The sequence below is a fragment of the Pseudomonas sp. LBUM1656 genome (assembly GCF_059716065.1).
Window position 1 is genome coordinate 4,151,234 of sequence record NZ_CP166800.1, and the last position, 21,227, is coordinate 4,172,460.

Annotated in this window: 11 protein-coding genes and 2 pseudogenes; 1 reads left to right on the forward strand and 12 read right to left on the reverse strand. The window is 59.8% G+C overall.

Annotated features, from left to right (window positions below; genetic code table 11):
- Positions 1-26: 26 nt before the first annotated feature.
- The 11 genes and pseudogenes from ACA072_RS18830 to ACA072_RS18880 form a co-directional block, all read right to left on the reverse strand.
- Positions 27-644: a hypothetical protein gene (locus tag ACA072_RS18830; protein WP_497619758.1), complete on the reverse strand. Its 618-nt coding sequence runs from the start codon at positions 642-644 to the stop codon at positions 27-29.
- Between the two features lie 37 nt (positions 645-681).
- Complete coding sequence (locus tag ACA072_RS18835) at positions 682-1,353, reverse strand: YajG family lipoprotein (RefSeq protein ID WP_497619760.1); 672 nt, start codon at positions 1,351-1,353, stop codon at positions 682-684.
- A gap of 84 nt (positions 1,354-1,437) precedes the next feature.
- Entirely contained in the window at positions 1,438-1,644 is a 207-nt protein-coding gene (locus ACA072_RS18840) for a helix-turn-helix domain-containing protein (RefSeq protein ID WP_201205025.1), read from the reverse strand.
- Between the two features lie 9 nt (positions 1,645-1,653).
- Positions 1,654-2,259, reverse strand: a complete 606-nt coding sequence (locus ACA072_RS18845) for a hypothetical protein (RefSeq protein ID WP_497619762.1) — start codon at positions 2,257-2,259, stop codon at positions 1,654-1,656.
- A 264-nt stretch (positions 2,260-2,523) separates the two neighbouring features.
- A complete protein-coding gene (locus tag ACA072_RS18850; protein ID WP_497619764.1) occupies positions 2,524-3,153 on the reverse strand; it encodes a hypothetical protein in 630 nt (209 codons plus the stop codon).
- A 124-nt stretch (positions 3,154-3,277) separates the two neighbouring features.
- Positions 3,278-3,619: a hypothetical protein gene (locus ACA072_RS18855; protein ID WP_497619765.1), complete on the reverse strand. Its 342-nt coding sequence runs from the start codon at positions 3,617-3,619 to the stop codon at positions 3,278-3,280.
- A 30-nt stretch (positions 3,620-3,649) separates the two neighbouring features.
- Positions 3,650-4,525: a hypothetical protein gene (locus tag ACA072_RS18860; RefSeq protein ID WP_497619767.1), complete on the reverse strand. Its 876-nt coding sequence runs from the start codon at positions 4,523-4,525 to the stop codon at positions 3,650-3,652.
- Positions 4,526-4,574: 49 nt separating this feature from the next.
- A complete protein-coding gene (locus ACA072_RS18865) occupies positions 4,575-11,174 on the reverse strand; it encodes a hypothetical protein (RefSeq protein ID WP_497625011.1) in 6,600 nt (2,199 codons plus the stop codon).
- Between the two features lie 15 nt (positions 11,175-11,189).
- Positions 11,190-11,294: pseudogene (locus ACA072_RS18870) on the reverse strand (hypothetical protein); the annotation flags it as partial.
- 228 nt (positions 11,295-11,522) lie between these two features.
- Positions 11,523-15,365: pseudogene (locus ACA072_RS18875) on the reverse strand (ESPR-type extended signal peptide-containing protein); the annotation flags it as partial.
- Positions 15,366-15,686: 321 nt separating this feature from the next.
- The gene (locus tag ACA072_RS18880; RefSeq protein WP_497619769.1) at positions 15,687-16,580 is read right to left on the reverse strand and encodes an EAL domain-containing protein; all 894 of its coding nucleotides are present in this window, start codon (positions 16,578-16,580) and stop codon (positions 15,687-15,689) included.
- Positions 16,581-17,070: 490 nt separating this feature from the next.
- Here ACA072_RS18880 and ACA072_RS18885 point away from each other — a divergent pair, with 490 nt between their 5' ends.
- Entirely contained in the window at positions 17,071-17,442 is a 372-nt protein-coding gene (locus ACA072_RS18885; RefSeq protein WP_497619771.1) for a hypothetical protein, read from the forward strand.
- An 18-nt stretch (positions 17,443-17,460) separates the two neighbouring features.
- Here the strand turns inward: ACA072_RS18885 and ACA072_RS18890 are convergent, their stop codons facing one another.
- Positions 17,461-21,111 carry a transporter substrate-binding domain-containing protein gene (locus ACA072_RS18890; protein WP_497619773.1) on the reverse strand — a complete coding sequence of 1,217 codons (3,651 nt, stop codon included), beginning with the start codon at positions 21,109-21,111 and terminating at the stop codon, positions 17,461-17,463.
- Positions 21,112-21,227: the final 116 nt, after the last annotated feature.

A 21,227-nucleotide genomic window follows, 5' to 3' on the forward strand; every position in this document is an offset into this window, starting at 1 on the left:
CCGTCCCCGGTGACACATGCCATGTGTCATCGGCCGTTGATGCAAGGCTGGATGACTTTTTTCAACCCGTCGTTGTTTTTGGGCAATGAAAACGTAGCGGTCAACGGCTTGCCGCCCGCTTTGGGGGCCAGCAAAAGCTGCAAGGGTTGGCCACGTGAGGCATCACTCGCCCAGTAAGCCAACTCATCGCGCGGGATGGCTGTGTACAGCGAAAAAATCGTGCCCACCTGGAATACCCCGCCATCAGTCCAACTGCCGGAAGTCTGGTGATCGACGGCGGTGCGTGTGCCGGTCGTGATTCGCATTGCCCCCCCTGCACCCGGACCTTCAAATGGACCGCTGTTGAAGCCCAGCGACTCCGGTGCGATCTGCAACGTAAGCCCGGCCTCTGGATTCTCCGGGTGGCAGCTGATTTGCAGATTGGCCTTGGTTTGATAGTCGCCGTAAGCGCTGTGGCCGTAAGTAGTCGCACTCAGCATGGGGCCATCGACATAAGGTCGCTCAACCAACCACACGGGGTGCGCCAAGCTAATGACATGAATGCCATCAGCAGACTCGCCCACTGCTTGTGCATAAGCATTGAAATGTGAAAAACAGAGAGCAACGGACAAGGTAAAGGTGAGGGTTTTAATAGAGCGAATCATAGAGGTGTTCATCCGAATTAATTTATCTTTACACAAACTATTTGCAGCTGTAACCGTCGGGCATTGTGACGGTGTAATTGCGTTGTACGCGGTCCTGGAAATTCAGGTTCCGCAGGCCCTGTTCCACCAGAAAGACTTCCACCTTCTCTCCTCGGCAGTCATCGTTATAGGACGACACCCGAAGCAGGTACACCGCACGTTTGCTCGCTTCATCCCGGGCAGTGGCCGTGAAGGTGGTCAGCGTGGTGTAGCCGGTTCGCTCCGAGGTACCCACCGGGCCATAGGTCGTGTTTGGCGTACTGGTGCAGATCAGCCGGTCGTCTTTCTTCTTGTAGTTCTTGCACACGGTCGAGGTGCTGGTTGCCACCTGCCCGTACTCTGTCGCTGTGTAGCGGTAAGTCTCTTGCCGGCTGCTGATATCGAGGGTGATCGTCATTTTGATCGGCGAATGATTCTTGGGCAGGCTCGTGTCGGTAAAGACCTCCCGGAAGCCTTGGTCTTTCAGCGCGTTGACCATATCGCGCAGGTAGTAACGGGCATTAAGTGCGTTTTCATCACTGCCACCGGTGGACGTCACAAGTACAACTGCCTGCCGGTCAAAGTGATAGTCCGGATCAGGTGTTGCATTGATCGCCACCTCCATTTTCGTGGCACAGCCGCTGAGCAACGCCGTCAGCATTAACAGCATGCAGAACAAAAACCGGGTCATGAAATAGCCGCCTTGCAACTAAGGATTTGATAAAAATTAAACGGTTGAGCCTCGCGATAAACAACTCGCCGTCATTGGCAAGGCTCAGTCTTTCTGAAATTCCAGCAGGTCGCCTGGCTGGCAATCGAGCGCGGCGCAGAGCTTGTCCAGGGTGGCGATCTTCACCCCCTTGACCTTGCCGTTTTTCAGCAACGATAGATTGGCTTCGGTGATGCCCAGTAAGGCAGCCAACTCTTTCGAGCGAATTTTCTGCGTAGCCATGACAACGTCAAGGCGAACGATAATGGTCATTATATTGTTCTATATGTATTGACTTTGCTCATCGCTGAGCGCTTTGGCATCGCGCATGATAATGGAAAACACGCAGAGTAATAGTCCTTTGACGATCTCGTAGGCGGAAGCGGAGGACAGGCCAATCGAAACCTTGAGAATGCCTTGCCCCGGCGGCAGGTCCATAGACAAAGCCAGACCTTGCAAGGTTTCCATCAGTGGGTAGGTAGCCGGCGAAATGATGCACAACACACCGATGCGCCACAGGATACTGATGTTGCGGTCGGTCCAGGTTTCACCGCGGGACAAGCGCAGAAAGAACAACCCGGTCAGCCATAACGCGTACGCCGATAGCAGCTGGGGCAGGAAGTCCAAAACGATGATGAGTGCTGTGACCAGGGGAGAGAGATACGCATCAGGGTTAAGCAGCGCATCTTCGGCAAAGGGGTCGAGCAGTTGCGGAGCGTTTTCGGCGAAAGCTGCGAGCAGTGCGGCCAGCATTTCATCCTTGTTATAGATCCAGAGCGTGGCGTTAGAGCCGACCTCAATGATACCCATGGCCCAGACCAGTAACGCGGCCAGCAGTCCGATCCAATACATGCGTTGCAGCGCCAGGTAGTTTATGCGGGTGTTCATGCACAGTTCCTTACTGAGCGTTTATGAACATTTATTCTCGATTATAAATTATCTAATTACAATAAATAATTACATTTAATGAGACCGTCCAACGGTTCACTGTCAACGCTTCGCCGTGGGTAGTCAGGCCACTCCGCTGTTCGACCGGATCCACAATAGAGGGATTCGGCGTGGACGTGCCTCGTACAAATCGACCGGTTGAATCCACCGTTCACTCGTCACCCACCGCCGCCCCTGCTCAGTGGGTTCGAATAAAAATCTGGACTAGCAGCTGGTTACTTGCCCCGCATCAATCCTGTTGACGCGCCCTTTGTCCGACCGGATCCACAGCCGGTTATAGACGTCATACCCGCCTTCGCACTTGCCTTGCTTTTTGCCCTGGAAGTCGAAAGTCCGCCATGCGCCGGCCTGATGTGAAGGCATCCCAAGTACGTTTTGAAAAGCTACGTCCGTGGAGCCAAGCCATAAGTGATTGGCAAGCGACGGGGGATGCAGCTGTACCGGTAACGCAGGACAGTCGACGCTCGGCTGGACAGACTCGAATTGCTCGGCGATAACACTCGTCACAGCGTGACTGGCGCCCCCCATCTCACCGTTTGAGATGATCCATATCCGCACGCCGATAGTTGGCTGGCTGTAGCACAACCAATAAACACTATCACCGGCGTCGCCTCGATGCGCGATGGTGCCAATGGACGCTTCGCTCATCACCTGCGCCAGTGTTGTTTTTTCGAATTGAACAACGAACGCCCCAAACGTTGCGCTTTTTGAAGGCGCTTTCTTCAGAGAGGCTGGCCATTGGATTGCATCGAATGCTCCGTTGGGCGGTGCAATAGCGGCTGTCGCGCTTAAGGCGATACAGAAGGATCCGAAAAACAACGATACTTGCTTCATTGCACGCCTCTGTTTCTTAACTGTTCACTTAACCTTTCGGCAGAGTTTGCAGGGAATTTCTCACGCCATCACCCGCAGCGATTTGCCTGAGGGTATAGGCGCCGAGATATACCGCGCGCCTGAATCAAGAAGTCAGCGTTACCTTTTCATCGGGATTTTTCTGCATCATGCATTCCCCGTAAGGGTTGGTGTCGCCCTGGCGTTGTCGGCAGATCCATCTTTCGCCCTTGAACATGATAAGAACCGGCTCCAGTTTGTAGTTCAACTGGATATAAGCATTGGCGACCTCGATCGCCGCCGGACATGCACGTTGCTTCGACTGCGTGGTGACTGCATTGACGCCAAGGCCGTTCGTGGCAGATCCACAATAGAGGGATCCGGTGTGGGCCTGCGTTGTCCCGGGGATGGACAACGCAAAGCCAATCGCAAAAAGGGAAAAGACAAAATCAGTGTGTCGCATCAGCATTGACTCACAAGTTGATATCGAAGGTCTGCATCACGATTTCGCAGGTAACAGCAACGCCTTGACTGTCTTGTCAAAGTAAGCCACCTGAAGGGGGTAATCTTTCCCCAGCAGTTTGCCTTCGCCATACCAGGTGATGCCGCCCAGGTTCAGGATCAGACCGTTGCTGCCAAACTCGAATACGGTGCCTACGGAGCTGCTGAAGAGGAAGCGACTGTCATCCATTTGCAGCAGCTTGTACTGCGTGTCCGCAGGCGGCAGTTGATCCTTGATGCGTTGCAGGTAAGTCGGTGCCAGACGGGCAAACAACTGCCCGGCGCGCTCACGGTATTGCGGTATGGTCAAACCGGGACTGCGCTGCAACTCGGCGGCGATCAAGGCAAACACATCGGCATTGGCCCGCGCCTCGGCCAACTTGATCGACAGCGCCGTGGCCAACAACGTGTTATCCACCTGCAGCGACGATTTCTCCGGCTGCCCATCGGTTGCCGGCGTCGTGACGGGGCGCATGAACTCGGCCACATTGACCGGCGACAAGACGGTCGTTGCCAGATACGCCGCACAGGCCGTGGCTTGCCCTGCCTGGTTGCCATTGATAAACAGCGAGAACTGGCTTCCTTGTTTCGGCAACTTCTCTGCGTCAACCCCTGCCTGCTTGAGGAAGGCGTTGACCTGTTCCTGTTTCACTTCTCCCCTGGCCAACGCGCACAGCTGCTCCATCGCCGGCGCATTGCGCTGCCCGTTGAATGTCGGCGACAACTCGAAAATCGCATCATGAATCACTGGCAAAGCGGGAATGTTGAGCCAGTTGGTTTTGACGTCCGCGGGTCTGTTGATCAGGAACTTGTCGTAACCGGCCAGTGCCAACAAAGTGATCAGCGTGGTGACGAAAATGGTTTTTATATTCATGGTTTTATGCCTGAGTAAAAGTCGGATAGAGACGTATCTAAAACTGCCATCACCACTGATAACCAACACCCACGGCCACTCCTACCTGGCGCTGCGAGTCGGTAGAGCCCTGCAACTTGGTCAGCCACCGCCCATTGCCGGACAAATGTGAAACACCGAAGGCCACCGACGCTTGACCGCGATAGGTACTGGCAGCCACCGTCGTCATGCTTGCTCCCGGTGAGGACGATTGCGGCATGCTGGCCATTGCCATTGCACCGGCAATCCCCGCGCTGAGAATGTCGTCCTGCTTCTTCATGTCATTTTTCAGCTCCGAATAACGCTGGTCGGTGTAGGCATTGGCGCTGTCGGTAATGCCCGCCACGCTCTTGGTCAACTGGTCGTAGTTCACTGCATCCGTGCCACTGGTGCCGGCAGCAATGTTGGTGATCTGGCGCTCATTGCCCACGCTGCCGACCGATACGCTGTTCTCGCGATCAGCCACCGAATTGGCACCCAATGCCGTGGCGTTCTTCGCCGAAGCCTTGGCGCCGTTGCCCACGGCGACCGAGTTTTCCCCCGTGGCCTGAGACCTGGTGCCGACCGCCGCGCTGTTTTTGCCCGACGCCACCGCCCCCGTACCCCCGGCAATCGAATCGACGCCAGTGGCTTTCGGTTTGGCTGCCGCGCTGGTGTTGTTCACCTGGAACATGCCGTCGGTGCCGTTCTTGATGTTGGAGACATCGCCCTCGACGACGCTGATGCGGGCACCCTGCTGAGCCGCATTGCCACCGAGATTGGCGATCGAGACATCCGTGTATTGCTTGGACTCGGTGACGGCACCGTCGAGTTGCCGCACGTTGACCGCGTCGTTGGCGTCCTTGCCGTCGGCAACGTTGCTGACCGTGCGGGTTGCGCCGGTCGCGGCATTGCCCACCGATACCGTGCCCGCGGTGGAGTTGTTCGCGCCCGAGTACTGACCGGTGTACGTCTCCGCGCCACGACCGCCATCGCTGGAGCCACTGCCCAACGCCACACTGCCGTCAGCGGAAGCCTTGGCGTCGTCGCCCACCGCCACCGAGCCGTTCCCCGACGCCAGGGCTTTGGAACCCAAGGCCATCGAGTTGGTACCCGTGGCAGCGGAGTCGGCGCCGGTGGAATTGACGTGCAAATACTTGATGCCGCCTCCCGAGCCGATCAGGTTCTCGAGGCCGCCGACCCGACCGCCCAGGCTAGTGATGTCCGTGGTGTTTTGATCCACTTGATCACCGACCCACTTCAGTTGCGCCACATTGACCGCGTCGTTGTCTTGCGTGCCTGCCGCCACCCCGGTGAGCTTGCGATTGCCCGATGCCGTGCCGAAGCCGATCTCGCCGACCGAGGTCTGCGGTGCGACCAATCGATAGGCGCTGTAATTCGTCTCGGCGCCGACCGTGGTCACCGAACTCGAGCCAAGCGCCACACTCATGGTGTGACTGGCATTGGCACCGGCACCCAACGCGACCGATTGCTCAGCCGACGCCTGGGCCGCGCTGCCCATGGCGATACCGGAAGCCTGCAACACCTGGGTGTTGCGACCGATGGCAATGCCACCGGCAGCGGCCAGACCGACAGTGGCCTGGTTGCCGATACCAATGCCGTTGTCGCCGTTGACCACGGTGGCCGGGCCGACCGCAACCGACTCGGCACCGCTGGCGAGTGAGTCCGCAGGGTTCGTCGAGTTGGCGTGAAAATAGCGGGTACCGGTCGAACTCAACGAGCCCATCGCTCCGGTCAATTGACGCAAGGTCACGGCGTCGTGAGCATCGGTGGCATCCGCCACGTTGGTGATCTGCCGGTAGCTACCGGCCTTGCCCACCGACACCGAGCCGAGCAAGGTGGCATCCGAGGTGTCATAGATGATCGCCCCGCTGCCGACCGGGATGATGCCCGTGGCCGGTGCCAGGGCACGGTCCGCGACCGAGCCTTCGCCCAGTGCGATACCGCCCGCGACCTGAACCTGACTCTGACGCCCCAGCGCCAGACCACCATCAGCGGCCGCATTGGCGCCCGAGCCGGCGGCAAACGAATGGGCACCTGCGGCGATGGACGCGGGGCCGATGGCGACGCTGTCCAGGCCGGTTGCGCTGCTGTCGGCGAGGACCGAATTGCTGTGGAAGTACTTGATGCCGGTGCCGTTGTTGACGATGCCATCGACGGTCTGGTTGGTCGCGAACAACTGCGAGCCATTCACCGCATCGGTGCTGGTGCCGTTCAAGTTACCGGCTGCGACGTTGGTCAACTTGACCGCGGTACCTGCCGGGTTGAAGGTCACTTGGGTTTTGGTGCTGGCATCGTCGTATTTCACCGCCACCGCAGCCGTGTTGGTCAGGCTAGTGTTCAGATTGCTCAGTGCTGCGCCGACGTTGGCGCTAGCCAACGGACCGGTGTTGGTGCCGTTGACGCTGATGCTATTGGTGGAATAGCTCGGTGCTGTCCATGTGCCCGCGGTCGCATCAAGTGCAGCGCCGCCGCCCAGGGATGTCGCTGTGTCCTGCCCCACTTTATTCAGTTGGCTGACGTTGACGGCATCAGTCGCAGTGGCACCGGCGGCAAGGCCGGTAAGGCGACGGCCGTTGGCACCGTTGGCGATGTTCACTTCGCCCCCGGTCGCCGCGCCACCCACGCCATAAGCCGCGTTAGCCAGGGTTGCACCAGTGGCCGAGGAGTTCGAGCCGAGCGCTACGCCGTTGGCAACGGTTGCACTCGCGGTCGGGCCGATGGCTACGCTGTCGAGGCCAGTTGCAGTGCTGTCGGCCAGGACCGAGTTGCTGTGGAAGTACTTGATGCCGGTGCCATTGTTGACCAGGTTATCGACTTGAGTACCCAGGCCATCGACAGCCGTGTTGGTCGAGAACAACTGACTGCCATTGATGGCATCGGTGCTGCTCGCCGACACTCGGCCGGCGGCCACGTTAGTGACCTGCCGCTCACTGCCCAGGCTGCCCACGCTCAAGACGCCGGTCGGAGTCGCACCGGCATAATTGAACGTGGTGCCGTTGACCACACCCGTGGCGGTCGCGTTGGCGGCAGCTGTGGTGGCGCCATTGCCCAGTGCGATGGAATTGGCGGTGCCGGCCACGGCACCGTTGCCGATCGCCACGCCGTTGACCGCCGTGGCGCTGGCGGCCGGGCCGACGGCTACGCTGTCGAGGCCGGTTGCAGTGCTGTCGGCGAGGATTGAGTTGCTGTGGAAATACTTGATGCCGGTCCCGTTGTTGACCAGGTTATCGACTTGAGTACCCAAGCCATCGACAGCCGTGTTGGTGGAGAACAACTGACTGCCATTGATGGCATCGGTGCTGCTCGCCGACACTTGGCCAGCGGCCACGTTAGTGATCTGCCGCTCATTGCCAAGGCTGCCCACGCTCAAGACGCCGGTCGGAGTCGCACCGGCGTAATTGAACGTGGTGCCGTTGACCACACCTGTGGCGGTCGCGTTGGCGGCAGACGTGGTGGCGCCGTTGCCCAAGGCGATGGAATTGGCGGTACCGGCTACGGCACCGTTGCCAATCGCCACGCCGTTGACCGCCGTGGCGCTGGCAGTTGGGCCGACGGCCACACTGTCAGTGCCCGTGGCAGTGCTGTCCGCCAGGGTCGAGTTGCTGTGGAAATACTTGATGCCGGTGCCGTTGTTGACGAGGCCATCGACAGTCTGGTTGGTCGCAAACAGCTGTGAACCATTCACTGCATCAGTGCTGGTGCCGTTCAAGGCACCGGCAGCGACGTTGGTCAACTTGACCGCGGTGCCTGCCGGGTTGAAGGTCACTTGAGTCTTAGTGCTGGCGTCGTCGTATTTCACCGCCACCGCAGCCGTGTTGGTCACGCTGGTGCTGAGATTGGTCAGTGCTGCGCCGACGTTGTTGCTGGCCAACGGACCGGAGTTGGTGCCGTTGACGCTGATGCTGTTGGTGGAATAGCTCGGTGCTGTCCATGTGCCCGCGGTCGCATCAAGTGCAGCGCCGCCGCCCAGGGCCGTCGCCGTGTCCTGCCCCACTTTATTCAGTTGGCTGACGTTGACGGCATCTGTCGCAGTGGCACCGGCGGCAAGGCCGGTAAGGCGACGGCCGTTGGCGCCGTTGGCGATGTTCACTTCGCCCCCCGTCGCCGCGCCACCCACGCCATAAGCCGCGTTAGCCAGGGTTGCGCCAGTGGCCGAGGAGTTCGAGCCGAGCGCTACGCCGTTGGCAACGGTTGCACTCGCGGTCGGGCCGATGGCTACGCTGTCGAGGCCAGTTGCAGTGCTGTCGGCCAGGACCGAGTTGCTGTGGAAGTACTTGATGCCCGCGCCATTGTTGACGATGCCATCGACAGTCTGGTTGGTCGCAAAAAGCTGCGAGCCGTTCACTGCATCAGTGCTAGTGGCGTTCAAGGCTCCGGCACTCAGGTTGGTGATTTTCACCCCGCCGGCCGGTGCGCCTGCACCTCCGGTCGCCCCCAGGGTGATGGCGTTGCCGCCGACCGCATCGTATTTCACCGCGATGTTGGCGGTGTTGACGGTGTCGGTGTTCAGCGCCGACAAGGCACCCACCACGCTGGTTTGCGCAGTGGCTGCCCCTACCGCCCCGGTGTTGCTGATCGCGTTGATCGGCTGGCTGAAGCCAGTAACACCTGTGGCCGCAGAGTAAGTGGCGCCGCCGCCCAAGGTGCTGGCCGAGGTGTTGCCCAACGTTGTGGTTTGGGTGCCGACCGCATCGACAGCCGTGTTGGTGGCGAACAGTTGGCTGCCGTTGACCGCGTCGGTGCTAGCGGCAGTGACCTGGCCAGCCGCTACGTTGGTGATCTGACGTTCGTTACCGACACTGCCCACGCTCAACACACCGATTGGAGCAGCGCCTGCGTAAGTGTAAGTAGTGCCATTGATCACACCCGTTGCGGTGGCAGTCGCCGCCGCAGTGGTTGCGCCACTGCCCAAGGCCACCGAATCTGCCACGCTGGACACAGCACCATTGCCGATGGCCACTGCATTGGTTGCCGTCGAGCTGGCGGCCGGGCCGACCGCCACACTGTCAGTACCCGTGGCGGTGCTGTCGGCGAGAACCGAGTTGCTGTGGAAGTACTTGATGCCGGCGCCGTTGTTGACGAGGCCATCGACGGTCTGGTTGGTCGCGAACAACTGCGAGCCGTTCACTGCATCGGTGCTGGTGCCGTTCAAGGCACCGGCGCTCAGGTTAGTGATTTTCACCCCGCCGACCGGCGCACCTGCTCCGCCGGTCGCACCCAGGGTGATGGCGTTGCCGCCGACCGCATCGTATTTCACCGCGATATTGGCGGTGTTGACGGTGTCGGTGTTCAGCGCCGACAAGGCACCGGCAACGCTAGTTTGCGCAGTACCAGCCCCGACCGCACCGGTGGTGCTGATCGCGTTGATCAGCTGACTGAAGCCAGTAACACCTGTGGCCGCAGAGTAAGTGGCGCCGCCGCCCAAGGTGCTGGCCGAGGTGTTGCCCAACGTTGTGGTTTGGGTGCCGACCGCATCGACCGCCGTATTGGTGGCGAACAGTTGGCTGCCGTTGACCGCGTCGGTGCTGGCGGCAGTGACTTTGCCAGCTGCTACGTTGGTGATCTGACGTTCGTTACCGACGCTGCCCACGCTCAATACACCCACCGGTGCGGTACCGGCGTACGTGTAAGTAGTGCCATTAACCACACCCGTTGGGGTGGCAGTCGCCGCCGCAGTGGTTGCGCCACTGCCCAAGGCCACCGAATTGGCAACGCTGGCCACGGCGCCATTGCCGATGGCTACGGCATTGGTTGCCGTGGAGCTGGCGGCCGGACCGACTGCCACGCTGTCAGTACCCGTGGCGGTGCTGTCGGCGAGAACCGAGTTGCTGTGGAAGTACTTGATGCCCGCGCCATTGTTGACGAGGCCATCGACGGTCTGGTTGGTCGCAAACAGTTGCGAGCCGTTCACTGCATCGGTGCTGGTGCCGCTCAAGGCACCGGCGCTGAGGTTGGTGATTTTCACCCCGCCGGCCGGTGCGCCTGCACCACCGGTCGCCCCGAGGGTGATGGCGTTGCCGCCGACCGCATCGTATTTCACCGCGATGTTGGCGGTGTTGACTGTGTCGGTGTTCAGCGCCGACAAGGCGCCCGCTACGCTGGTTTGCGCAGTGGTAGCCCCAACCGCACCCGTGGTGCTGATCGTGTTGATCGGTTGGCTGAAGCCAGTCAGACCTGTGGCTGGCGAGTAAGTGGTACCGCCACCCAAGGTGCTGGCCGAGGTGTTGCCTAATGTTGTGGTTTGGGTGCCGACCGCATCGACCGCCGTGTTGGCGGCAAACAGTTGGCTGCCGTTGATTGCGTCGGTGCTCGTGGCCGTGACTTGGCCGGCCGCGACGTTGGTGATCTGACGTTCGTTACCGACACTGCCCAGGCTCAATACGCCAATTGGAGCAGCGCCTGCGTAAGTGTAAGTAGTGCCATTAACCACACCCGTTGGGGTGGCAGTCGCCGCCGCAGTGGTTGCGCCACTGCCCAAGGCCACCGAATCTGCAACGCTGGACACAGCACCATTGCCGATGGCTACCGCATTGGTTGCCGTCGAGCTGGCGGCCGGGCCGACCGCCACACTGTTAGTGCCCGTGGCGGTGCTGTCGGCGAGAACCGAGTTGCTGTGGAAGTACTTGATGCCCGCGCCATTATTGACGAGGCCATCGACGGTCTGGTTGGTCGCAAAAAGCTGCGAGCCGTTCACTGCATCAGTGCTGGTGGCGTTCAAGGCACCGGCCGCGACGTTGGTCAACTTGACCGCTGTACCTGCCGGGTTGAAGGTCACCTGAGTTTTGGTGCTGGCGTCGTCGTATTTCACGGCGACGGCGGCGGTGTTGGTCAGGCTGGTATTGAGATTGGTCAGTGCCGCGCCGACGTTGTTGCTGGCCAACGGACCGGTGTTGGTGCCGTTGACGCTGATGCTGTTGGTGGAATAACTCGGTGCCGTCCATGTGCCCGCGGTCGCATCAAGTGCAGCGCCGCCGCCCAGGGCCGTCACCGTGTCCTGCCCCACTTTGTTCAGTTGGCCGACGTTGACGGCATCCGTCGCGCTGGAGCCTGCGGCCAGTCCGGTAAGGCGACGGCCATCTGCTCCATTGGCGATGTTGACTTCGCCCCCCGTCGCCGCACCGCCGACACCATAAGCCGCGTTAGACAGCGTGGCGCCTGTGGCCGATGAGTTCGAGCCGAGCGCCACACCATTGGCCACGGTCGCACTCGCCGTTGGACCGATGGCCACGCTGTCGACGCCGGTCGCAGTGCTGTCGGCAAGGACCGAGTTGCTGTGGAAGTACTTGATGCCCGCGCCATTGTTGACGAGGCCATCGACGGTCTGGTTGGTCGCAAAAAGCTGCGAGCCGTTTACTGCATCAGTGCTGGTGGCGTTCAAGGCACCGGCGCTGAGGTTGGTGATTTTCACTCCGCCAGCCGGTGCGCCTGCTCCACCGGTCGCACCCAGGGTGATGGCGTTGCCGCCGACCGCATCGTATTTCACCGCGATATTGGCGGTGTTGATCGTGTCGGTGTTCAGCGCCGACAAGGCACCGGCAACGCTAGTTTGCGCAGTACCAGCCCCGACCGCACCGGTGGTGCTGATCGCATTGATCGGCAGACTGAAGCCAGTAATGCCCGTGGCCGGCGAGTAGGTGGCGCCGCCGCCCAGAGTGCTGGCCGAGGTGTTGCCCAACGTGGTGGTTTGGGTCCCCAGATTATTGACGGCAGTATCGGTCGCAAAGAGTTGGCTGCCGTTTACCGCGTCGGTGCTGGTGGCGTTCAAGGCACCGGCACTGAGGTTGGTGATTTTCACCCCGCCGGCCGGTGCGCCCGCACCTCCGGTCGCGCCCAGAGTGATGGCGTTGCCGCCGACCGCATCGTATTTCACCGCGATATTGGCGGTGTTGACCGTGTCGGTGTTCAGCGCCGTCAATGCATCCGCTACGCTGGTTTGCGCAGTGGCGGCCCCGACCGCACCGGTGGTGCTGATCGCGTTGATCGGCAGACTGAAGCCAGTAAGACCTGTGGCTGGCGAATAAGTGGCGCCGCCGCCCAGGGTGCTGGCCGAGGTGTTGCCCAGCGTAGTGGTCTGGGTCCCCAGGTTATTGACGGCAGTATCGGTGGCAAACAGCTGGCTGCCGTTCACCGCGTCGGTGCTGGTGCCGTTCAAGGCACCGGCACTCAGGTTGGTGATTTTCACCCCGCCAGCCGGTGCACCTGCACCGCCGGTCGCCCCCAAGGTGATGGCGTTGCCGCCGACCGCATCATATTTCACTGCGATATTGGCGGTGTTGACCGTGTCGGTATTCAGCGCGGTCAACGCACCCGCTACGCTGGTTTGCGCAGTGGCTGCCCCGACCGCACCGGTGGTGCTGATCGCGTTGATCGGTTGACTGAAGTCAGTAAGACCTGTGGCCGGCGAGTAAGTGGCGCCGCCACCCAAGGTGCTGGCCGAGGTGTTGCCCAACGTGGTGGCTTGGGTGCCGACCGCATCGACTGCCGTATTGGTGGCAAACAGTTGGCTGCCGTTGATCGCGTCGGTGCTGGCTGCAGTGACTTTGCCAGCCGCTACGTTGCTGACCTGACGTTCGTTACCGACACTGCCCGCGCTCAATACACCTACCGGTGCGGTACCGGCGTACGTGTAAGTCGTGCCATTAACCACACCCGTTGGGGCGGCAGTCGCCGCCGCAGTAGTGGCGCCACTACCCAAGGCCACCGAATTGGCAACGCTGGACACGGCGCCATTGCCGATGGCTACCCCATTGGTTGCCGTCGAACTGGCGGCTGGGCCGACCGCTACGCTGTCAGTACCCGTGGCAGTGCTGTCCGCCAGGGCCGAATTGGCGTGGAAATACTTGAGGCCGTTGTTGATGATGTTATTGACGCTTTGGTTGGTCGAGAACAACTGCGAGCCGTTGACCGCATCGGTGCTGGTGCCGTTCAAGGCACCGGCCGCAACATTGGTCAACTTGACCGCAGTGCCCGCCGGGTTGAAGGTCACCTGAGTCTTGGTGCTGGCGTCGTCGTATTTCACCGCCACAGCGGCAGTGTTGGTCACGCTGGTATTGAGATTGGTCAGGGCCGCGCCGACGTTGCTGCTAACCAACGGACCGGTGTTGGCGCCAGTAACGCTAATGCTGTTGGTGGAATAGCTTGGCGCAGTCCATACCCCCGTGGTCGCATTAAGCGCAGCGCCGCCGCCCAGGGCGGTCGCCGTGTCCTGACCGGTTTTATTCAGTTGGCTAACGTTGACGGCATCCGTCGCACTGGAACCCGCGGCAAGTCCGGTAAGGCGACGGCCATTGGCGCCATTGGTGATGTTCACTTCACCACCCGTCGCTGCGCCACCCACGCCATAAGCCGCGTTAGCCAGCGTGGCGCCAGTAGCGGATGAGTTCGAGCCGAGCGCCACACCGTTGGCCACGGTCGCACTCGCCAGCGGGCCGATGGCCACGCTGTCGAGGCCGGTTGCAGTGCTGTCGGCGAGGGCCGAGTTAGCGTGGAAATACTTGAGGCCGTTGTTGATGATGTTATTGATGCTTTGGTTGGTCGAGAACAACTGCGAGCCGTTCACCGCATCGGTGCTGGTACCGTTCAAGGCACCGGCCGCGACATTGGTCAACTTGACCGAAGTACCTGCCGGGTTGAAGGTCACTTGGGTTTTGGTTGTGGCGTCGTCGTATTTCACCGCCACAGCGGCAGTGTTGGTCAGGCTGGTGTTGAGGTTGGTCAATGCCGCGCCGACGTTGGTGCTGACTAACGGGCCGGTATTGGTACCGTTCACGCTGATGCTGTTGGTGGAATAGCTCGGTGCCGTCCATGCTCCCGTGGTCGCATTGACTGACGCGCCGCCGCCCAGGGCTGTTGCTGTGTTCTGACTGTCCGCAAACAACTGGCTGCCATTCACAGCATCAGTGCTGGTTGCGTTCAAGACACCGGCCGCGACGTTGGTCAACTTGACCGCAGTGCCTGCCGGATTGAAGGTCACCTGAGTTTTGGTAGCGGCGTTGTCGTACTTCACCGCCACGGCAGCTGTATTGGTCACGCTGGTATTGAGGTTGGTCAAGGCCGCGCCGACGTTGGTACTGACTAACGGTCCGGTGTTGGTGCCGACAGCGTTGATACTGTTGGTCGAATAGCTAGGCGCAGTCCATACCCCGGTGGTCGCATTCAGCGCCGCGCCGCCGCCCAGAGCGGTCGCCATATCCTGCCCCAAGTCATTCAGTTGGCTGACGTTGACGGCATCCGTCGCATTGGCACCAGCGGCAAGACCGGTAATGCGACGGCCGTTGGTGCCGTTGGCGATGTTCACTTCACCGCCCGCCGTTGCCGTGCCGCCGACACCATAAGCCGCGTTGCCCAGTGTCGTGCCCGTTGCGTTTGAACTAGAGCCCAGGGCAACGCTATCGGCAGAACTTGATTTACTATTCCATCCCAAAGCCAGAGCATTAGTAGCCTCAGCGGTACTTGCGGGGCCCACAGCGACAGCATTCTGTTGGTTAGCCTTACTTAAGAAGCCTACAGCTATAGAGCCAGAACCCGAAGCGGCACTTGTTTGGCCCACAGCGATAGCATTACCTCCCGAAGCGTCAGCTCCACCACCTCCTGTTGCTCCAACACCTAGTTGAGTCGCGTTACTTCCGAGGGCGTATACCGCAGTGTTAATTCCCCCCAGCGAGAAAACAGCCAGCGCAACAGCACACGCTCCAGACGTTTTCAAACCCCGTTTACGCAGCCCCGCCTGACCACTCTTGGTCTTCTTATTGGCAAGTTCCGAAGCAACTACCCAGCAACACATCGACGTGTTCCAGACAACAGAAAATATTTTATTCATCAATGTATTGGCGTCGAGCCAACCTCCGAAACTGCGTCATCCATGGCGTGATGACGTCCGCTTTTGATTCAATCCTTGATATATAAACCCCCGCCTTTAAAACGACGCGCGACCCTGAAAACGACAAGAATCAGCACTTGGTCTTATTTAAAAAACAGGGCCCACCCAGGAACTACGAGACTCTATTGTCTCGACTTGCCCAGCGAATTAAGTTAGGAAATTTCCTGCTACTTGTAGGAAATTTCCTGCTTAATCGACATCAAACAACCTCACAAAAGCTGACGAGGCGAAAACTTTACAAGTCGCTCAATAACTTACGGATCAACTAAAGGCAGCCATTGACTGAAGCTCCAGCCAATTCAATAAATCCGCCGCCATCATCGGTCGCGCACACAAATAGCCCTGCCCTTGAGTACACCCAAGTTGCAGCAATACCTGACGCTCTTCTTCAGTTTCGATCCCTTCGATCACCACCGTCATGCCCAACGCCTGACCCAACGCCAGGGTGCTGCTGATAACGGCGCGGCAACGTGGTTCTTGCTTGAGCCCGCGTACGAATTCAGCGTCGAGTTTGATTTCGTTGAACGGCAACTGACACAAGCGCTGCAGCGATGAAAACCCCGCGCCAAAATCATCGATCGACAGATCACACCCCATCATCCGCAGGCGCACCAGGTTTTCCAGGCTGGTCGACGGCGCTTCGATCAGCCCCGTTTCGGTCAGTTCGAATGTCAGCCCTGAACCGGGCAATTCATGGACACAGAGCATCGTCTTGATCCGCCCCGCGAGTTCGGCATTGGCCAGTTGCGCAGCCTGCAGATTGAAGGCGATGTTCAGCAAGATTCCCTGATTGAGGGCCTGGCGCTGGAGCCGCAACCCTTGATCCAGCTGAAAGAACAGCAAGTCATCCATCCACCCGCACTGCTCGATCACTGGCAGGAACACCGACGGCGGCAATACCCCCTTGAACGGATGGTGCCAACGGGCCAGGGCTTCGACACTGCCCACTTCACCGGTCAGCAGGTTGAATTTGGGCTGGAAGTAAGTCTGCAACTGCCGGTCGCTGAATGCGCGGCGCACCTCTTCTTCCGTGGCCAGCACAGCCACTGGCGGCACGACCGGCGCGTCTAAAGGTGAGCCCAGCATGCTGACCGCCATCGAGCGATGGAAGGCGTTGTCGCCAAATACCGGAACGCGTAACGGGAGCATGGGCATGGGAGCGGCTCACTCTAAAAGGGATGAGCCAATTGTCCGCGCCAGGCCTGTGGGTATCTCTAGGAAACTTCCTTCTGAGTGTAGGAAATTTCCCAAGGTGATGATTTGGAGTATTCCGACAGAGCGCTGGAGGATTATTTGTTCCTTGCGAAATTTCCTACAGACAGGTCACAGCTTCCATCACTAATGTTTAACGCAAGTTCAGTTCGGGTATCGGCCCACTTCCTCAAGACAGAGTCCGACGTAATGAAAGAGCGAAAACAACTGCGAATCTTACTCAGGCGACACGAAGAAAATCTTAAGTTACTAACCGCGCACAGCGAATCGTGGCGAGGCGAAGATCGCGACAGAGGCGCCGCCACCCTGCAGAACCTGACACTGCAAATGGAAAGATTATTGCAGCAACTTAACAAGCGACAGGGTTGCAAACTTGCGGAGTGATCCCGCGCATGACTTACGCAAGTATTAACTTCTATAGAAATGTTAAACCATGAATACCCCAGCACTTTCCCCAGAAGAAGCCTCAAACGAAACCCCCTTGGAGCATGCCGTGAGTGACGGAACCAAACTTCACCCACGTGAAATCCTTGCTGCTGAACTGGAACATTACAAAGCGCAGTTTTTTGCTACCGGAAAAACCATCCAGAACGTACCGGCCGGCCACAGCGGGGTTCATTCAGTGCGGCATGCCTCTGGCCATCACAAAACACAGCAAGTCGTGCGCACAAAACTCGCACGAGCCCTGCGCGAGCATGCAGACGCCGGGCGCACGCTCAAGGAGGCGGCCAGGACCATGAGGATGAAAATCGATAAAGCGCGACAGATCGCCAGAGAGGACGGGATCGTTTTCAACGTCGAATAGCCAATGCCGGGCGTGGACCTACATTGCCGGATCAGCGATGCGCTGCTCCAGCGTTTGCGCCAACCGCTCCATCGCTTGCTGCAACGCATCCACGGCCTCTGTCAGCACAGTGGAATCCGCCCCCATACAGGCGGCTTCCAACCGTTCGCAGCACTGGATCAAACGGCTCGCCTTGATGATTCGGGCACCGCCCTTGACCCGATGAGCCAGGTCGGAAAGTCCCGGCAAGTCATGCTCGCCGAACAAGTTGATCAGCCGCAACATGTCCTCTTCGTTACTGGTGCCCAGATCGCCCAGCAAGTTCTGGATCGCGGCGCCATCGCCACGGGTCAGTTGCTGCAAGCTGGCCAGGTCGATGTCGTCTTCTATCTCGTACACCCTCCCGCCAACCGGCACTGACTCGGCGCCAGGTTGAACCGAGGCGAGTCGGGAACTCAGGTTCCCGAGACTGATCGGCTTGAACAGGCAATCGTTCATCCCCTCTGCCAGGCAGCGGTCTTTTTCATCCGGTTGGGCATTGGCGGTGAACCCCAGGATCAGGCAAGGCTCGGCACCCGACGACCGTTCTTCATCACGAATGGCCCGGGTCAGCTCATAACCGTTCATGACGGGCATGTTGCAGTCAGTGATGACCACATCGAAGTGGCCGTTGCGCCAGGCGCGCAGGCCGTGGGCACCGTCCTCGGCATCGCTGACGTCGTGACCGAGGAAGGACAGTTGCTGGGAGAGCAGCAAACGGTTGGCCGGGTAATCGTCGATCACCAGGATGTTGAGCACCCCCGCCTGAGACGCCAGTTCGGACGCCGGCAACTCGGCAGCAGGCATGGGTTTCAAGACAACCAGGTCAAGGCAGATATCAACCTGCGTGCCCTTGCCCGGCACGCTGGTCAGGTGCAATTGCCCTTGCATCATTTCACACAGGGTACGGCTGATGACCAGGCCCAGCCCCGAACCGCCCCGCGCTGACTGGTGATGATTGCTGGCCTGACCGAAAGGGCTGAACAACTGCTCCTGATCCCTGGCGGAAATGCCGATGCCGGTGTCCTTGACTTGCACATGCAGCGCCAGACGCTCGCCCCCTGCGCCGGGCACGGCCTGCACGCTCAAACGCACCTCGCCTTCATCGGTGAACTTGATCGCGTTGCTCAGCAGGTTGGAAAGAATCTGTTTGAAGCGCAGCGGATCGATCAGGACATCGCAACCGGCCTTGAGGTCGAAGTTCAGCAACAACCGCAGGCCTTTCTGCCGTGCCACGCCTTCGAACATCCGTACTACCGATTCGACCAGCTCACGCAAGTTGGCCCGTGCCGGAGCCAGGGACAGGCGGCCGGATTCAATGCGGGCGATATCGAGAATGTCGCCGATCAGGTCCAGCAGCCCCCGGGCCGCGCCCGCCGCGACTTCGATGGCGAACCGGTCCATGACGCCTTGGTCGGCCCTCTTCATCGCCAATTCGAGCATGCCGATCACGGCATTCATCGGGGTGCGGATTTCATGACTCATGGTGGCCAGGAAGGTGGTTTTCGCCCGGTTAGCGTCATCGGCACTTTTCTTGGCGCTCTGCAATTCATCGAACAATCGCTGACGGTCGCTGATATCGATCCAGCCGGCAATGATGCCGGCGACCACGCCGTCACTGGTGTGATACGGCAACATCCAGTGATACACCGTGTGGACCACGCCGTCTTTATGGGTGTAGGTACGGTCCTGAATCCATCGCGTCCCCTCCTCCATCACCCTCACATACTCGGCCTGAAAGGTCTGGGCATCGGACGGTCCGATCAGGATGCTGTCGGTAATCTGCTGGCCCATCACCGTCTCGCGCGGGACGCCCAGCACGTCCAGGTAAGCCGAGTTGCAACTCACCAGCCGCCCCAGACGGTCACGGACGTAAATCGGGTGGGGCGTGCCGTCGATCAGGACGCGCATGAACTCCATCTGATCGTTGAGCGCCAGCTCGGCCTTTTCTCGTTTGGACATCAACTGACGCAAGTAAATGATCCAGCCCACGGCCACCATCAGCAGCAGCGCGAACAGGACAAACCCCTGGATGACCGCAGTGCGATTGTGCAGCCAGCTGCCATTGTCGATGACCACGTCGTGGTGCCAGCGGCCCGTCAACTCATCCAGTTCTTCCGGGGGAATGCTTCGCAGGGCCTTGTCCAGGATCGAATACAGCTCCAGCGCCCCACGGTCGGTGGCAAAACCAGTCTGGACCAGCTGCGAACCGACGATGCCGGCCACGCGCAGACGGTCGCGGTATTCGCGCAAGATCAAGTAACGCCCGTTGATCAGCGAATTGATGGCAGCGTCCGCCTCCCCTTTGGCCACCAATGCCATGGCTTCGGCCGCCGTCGTTGTCTTGATCAGTTGTATGCCGGGGAATGTCTGGCTGATGAAATCCAGTAGCGCATTGCCGCGCCTGATGGCCAGTTTTTTGCCGACCATGGCTTCCAGTTTTTCGGGGCTGCCCGACTCGTCTCGAGTGACCAGAACAAACGGGTTGGTCAAATAGGGGCGGGTGAACCGCAGCTCGCTTTCGCGTTCGGCACTGGGAATGAACGACGCGATCAGATCGGCATCACCGTTTCTGATTTTCTTGATCAACGGACTCATCGAATCGCCACGCAGCACATCGAATTTCAAACCGGTGCGCTGGCTGATCTTGGCCAGGACCTCGGCACTGATCCCCCGGAACTCACCCTGCTCATCGAAGAAAGAAACCGGGGCGAGGCTGTCGTTGACGGCCACGGTCAGACGCGGATGCTTTTTCAGCCAACGTTGTTCGGCCGCACTGAGTTGAAGTGGATGCAGGCCGGTCATGCTCATGTCGCCCGCGCTCCAACGGCGCAGGATCGTCATGCGCTCCGTGGTGGGGATCGCCGCCAGCGCGGCATTGACGATGGTCAGCAATCGACTGCTGCTCTGGTTGACGGCGAAGGCGAAATGCGTGGTGAACACGCCCGGCAACGTGGCCAGGCGCACGTCATTGAGGAAGTGTTTGCTGACCAGGTAGTGGGAACTGATGAGATCCCCCAGGAAGGCGTCCGCCTGACCAAACGCTACGGCACCGATAGCGCGCTGGACTGAAGGGTAAAGCTGCAGCTCAGCCTTGGGATAGGCGGCACTGACGCTGTCTGTCGGCTGATAGTGATCCAGTATGGCCAGGCGACTGCCGGCCAGGTCGGGTGTCAACACCGGGTCGACGCCACTGCGGGTGACCAGCACCGACGGGGCGTCTACATAGTCGCTGGTCAGCGCCAACGCGGGATCTTGCGCATCGCATCCATTGGCAGTGCCGACCAGATCCAGCTCACCGCGCTTGAGTGCCTGGATCACCTCGGCCCGAGAGTCGTAACGACGCACCTCGATCTTGACGTGCAGCAGGTTGCCCAGCAGCTCGGCGTAATCCGCCGTGACCCCCTCGTAATCCAGGCCATTGGTGACGATGTCGAAGGGTGGATAGCCCGGCGCGGACACGCCCAGGCGCAACGAGTTCTTGCTGCGCAACCAACGCCAGTCGGCGTCATCCAGAGGGACGGCATAACGCTCGCCATTCGAACGGCCGAAGAGATTCAGGGACTGTACCTGGGCCTGTACGGTCGAAACACTTCCCAACTGGCCAAGTAAAAGCACCGCAAGCAGATAGTGACGCAGGAGAATTTTCATTCAGATCAGACTATTCGCTTGGCGAAGTCGGCAAGACCGAATTCACGCTGGTTTTGTGGTTTTCAGGGACTGACCGTCGCCCGGATGAACGATGCCGAGGGTCCGGACTTGCGCTG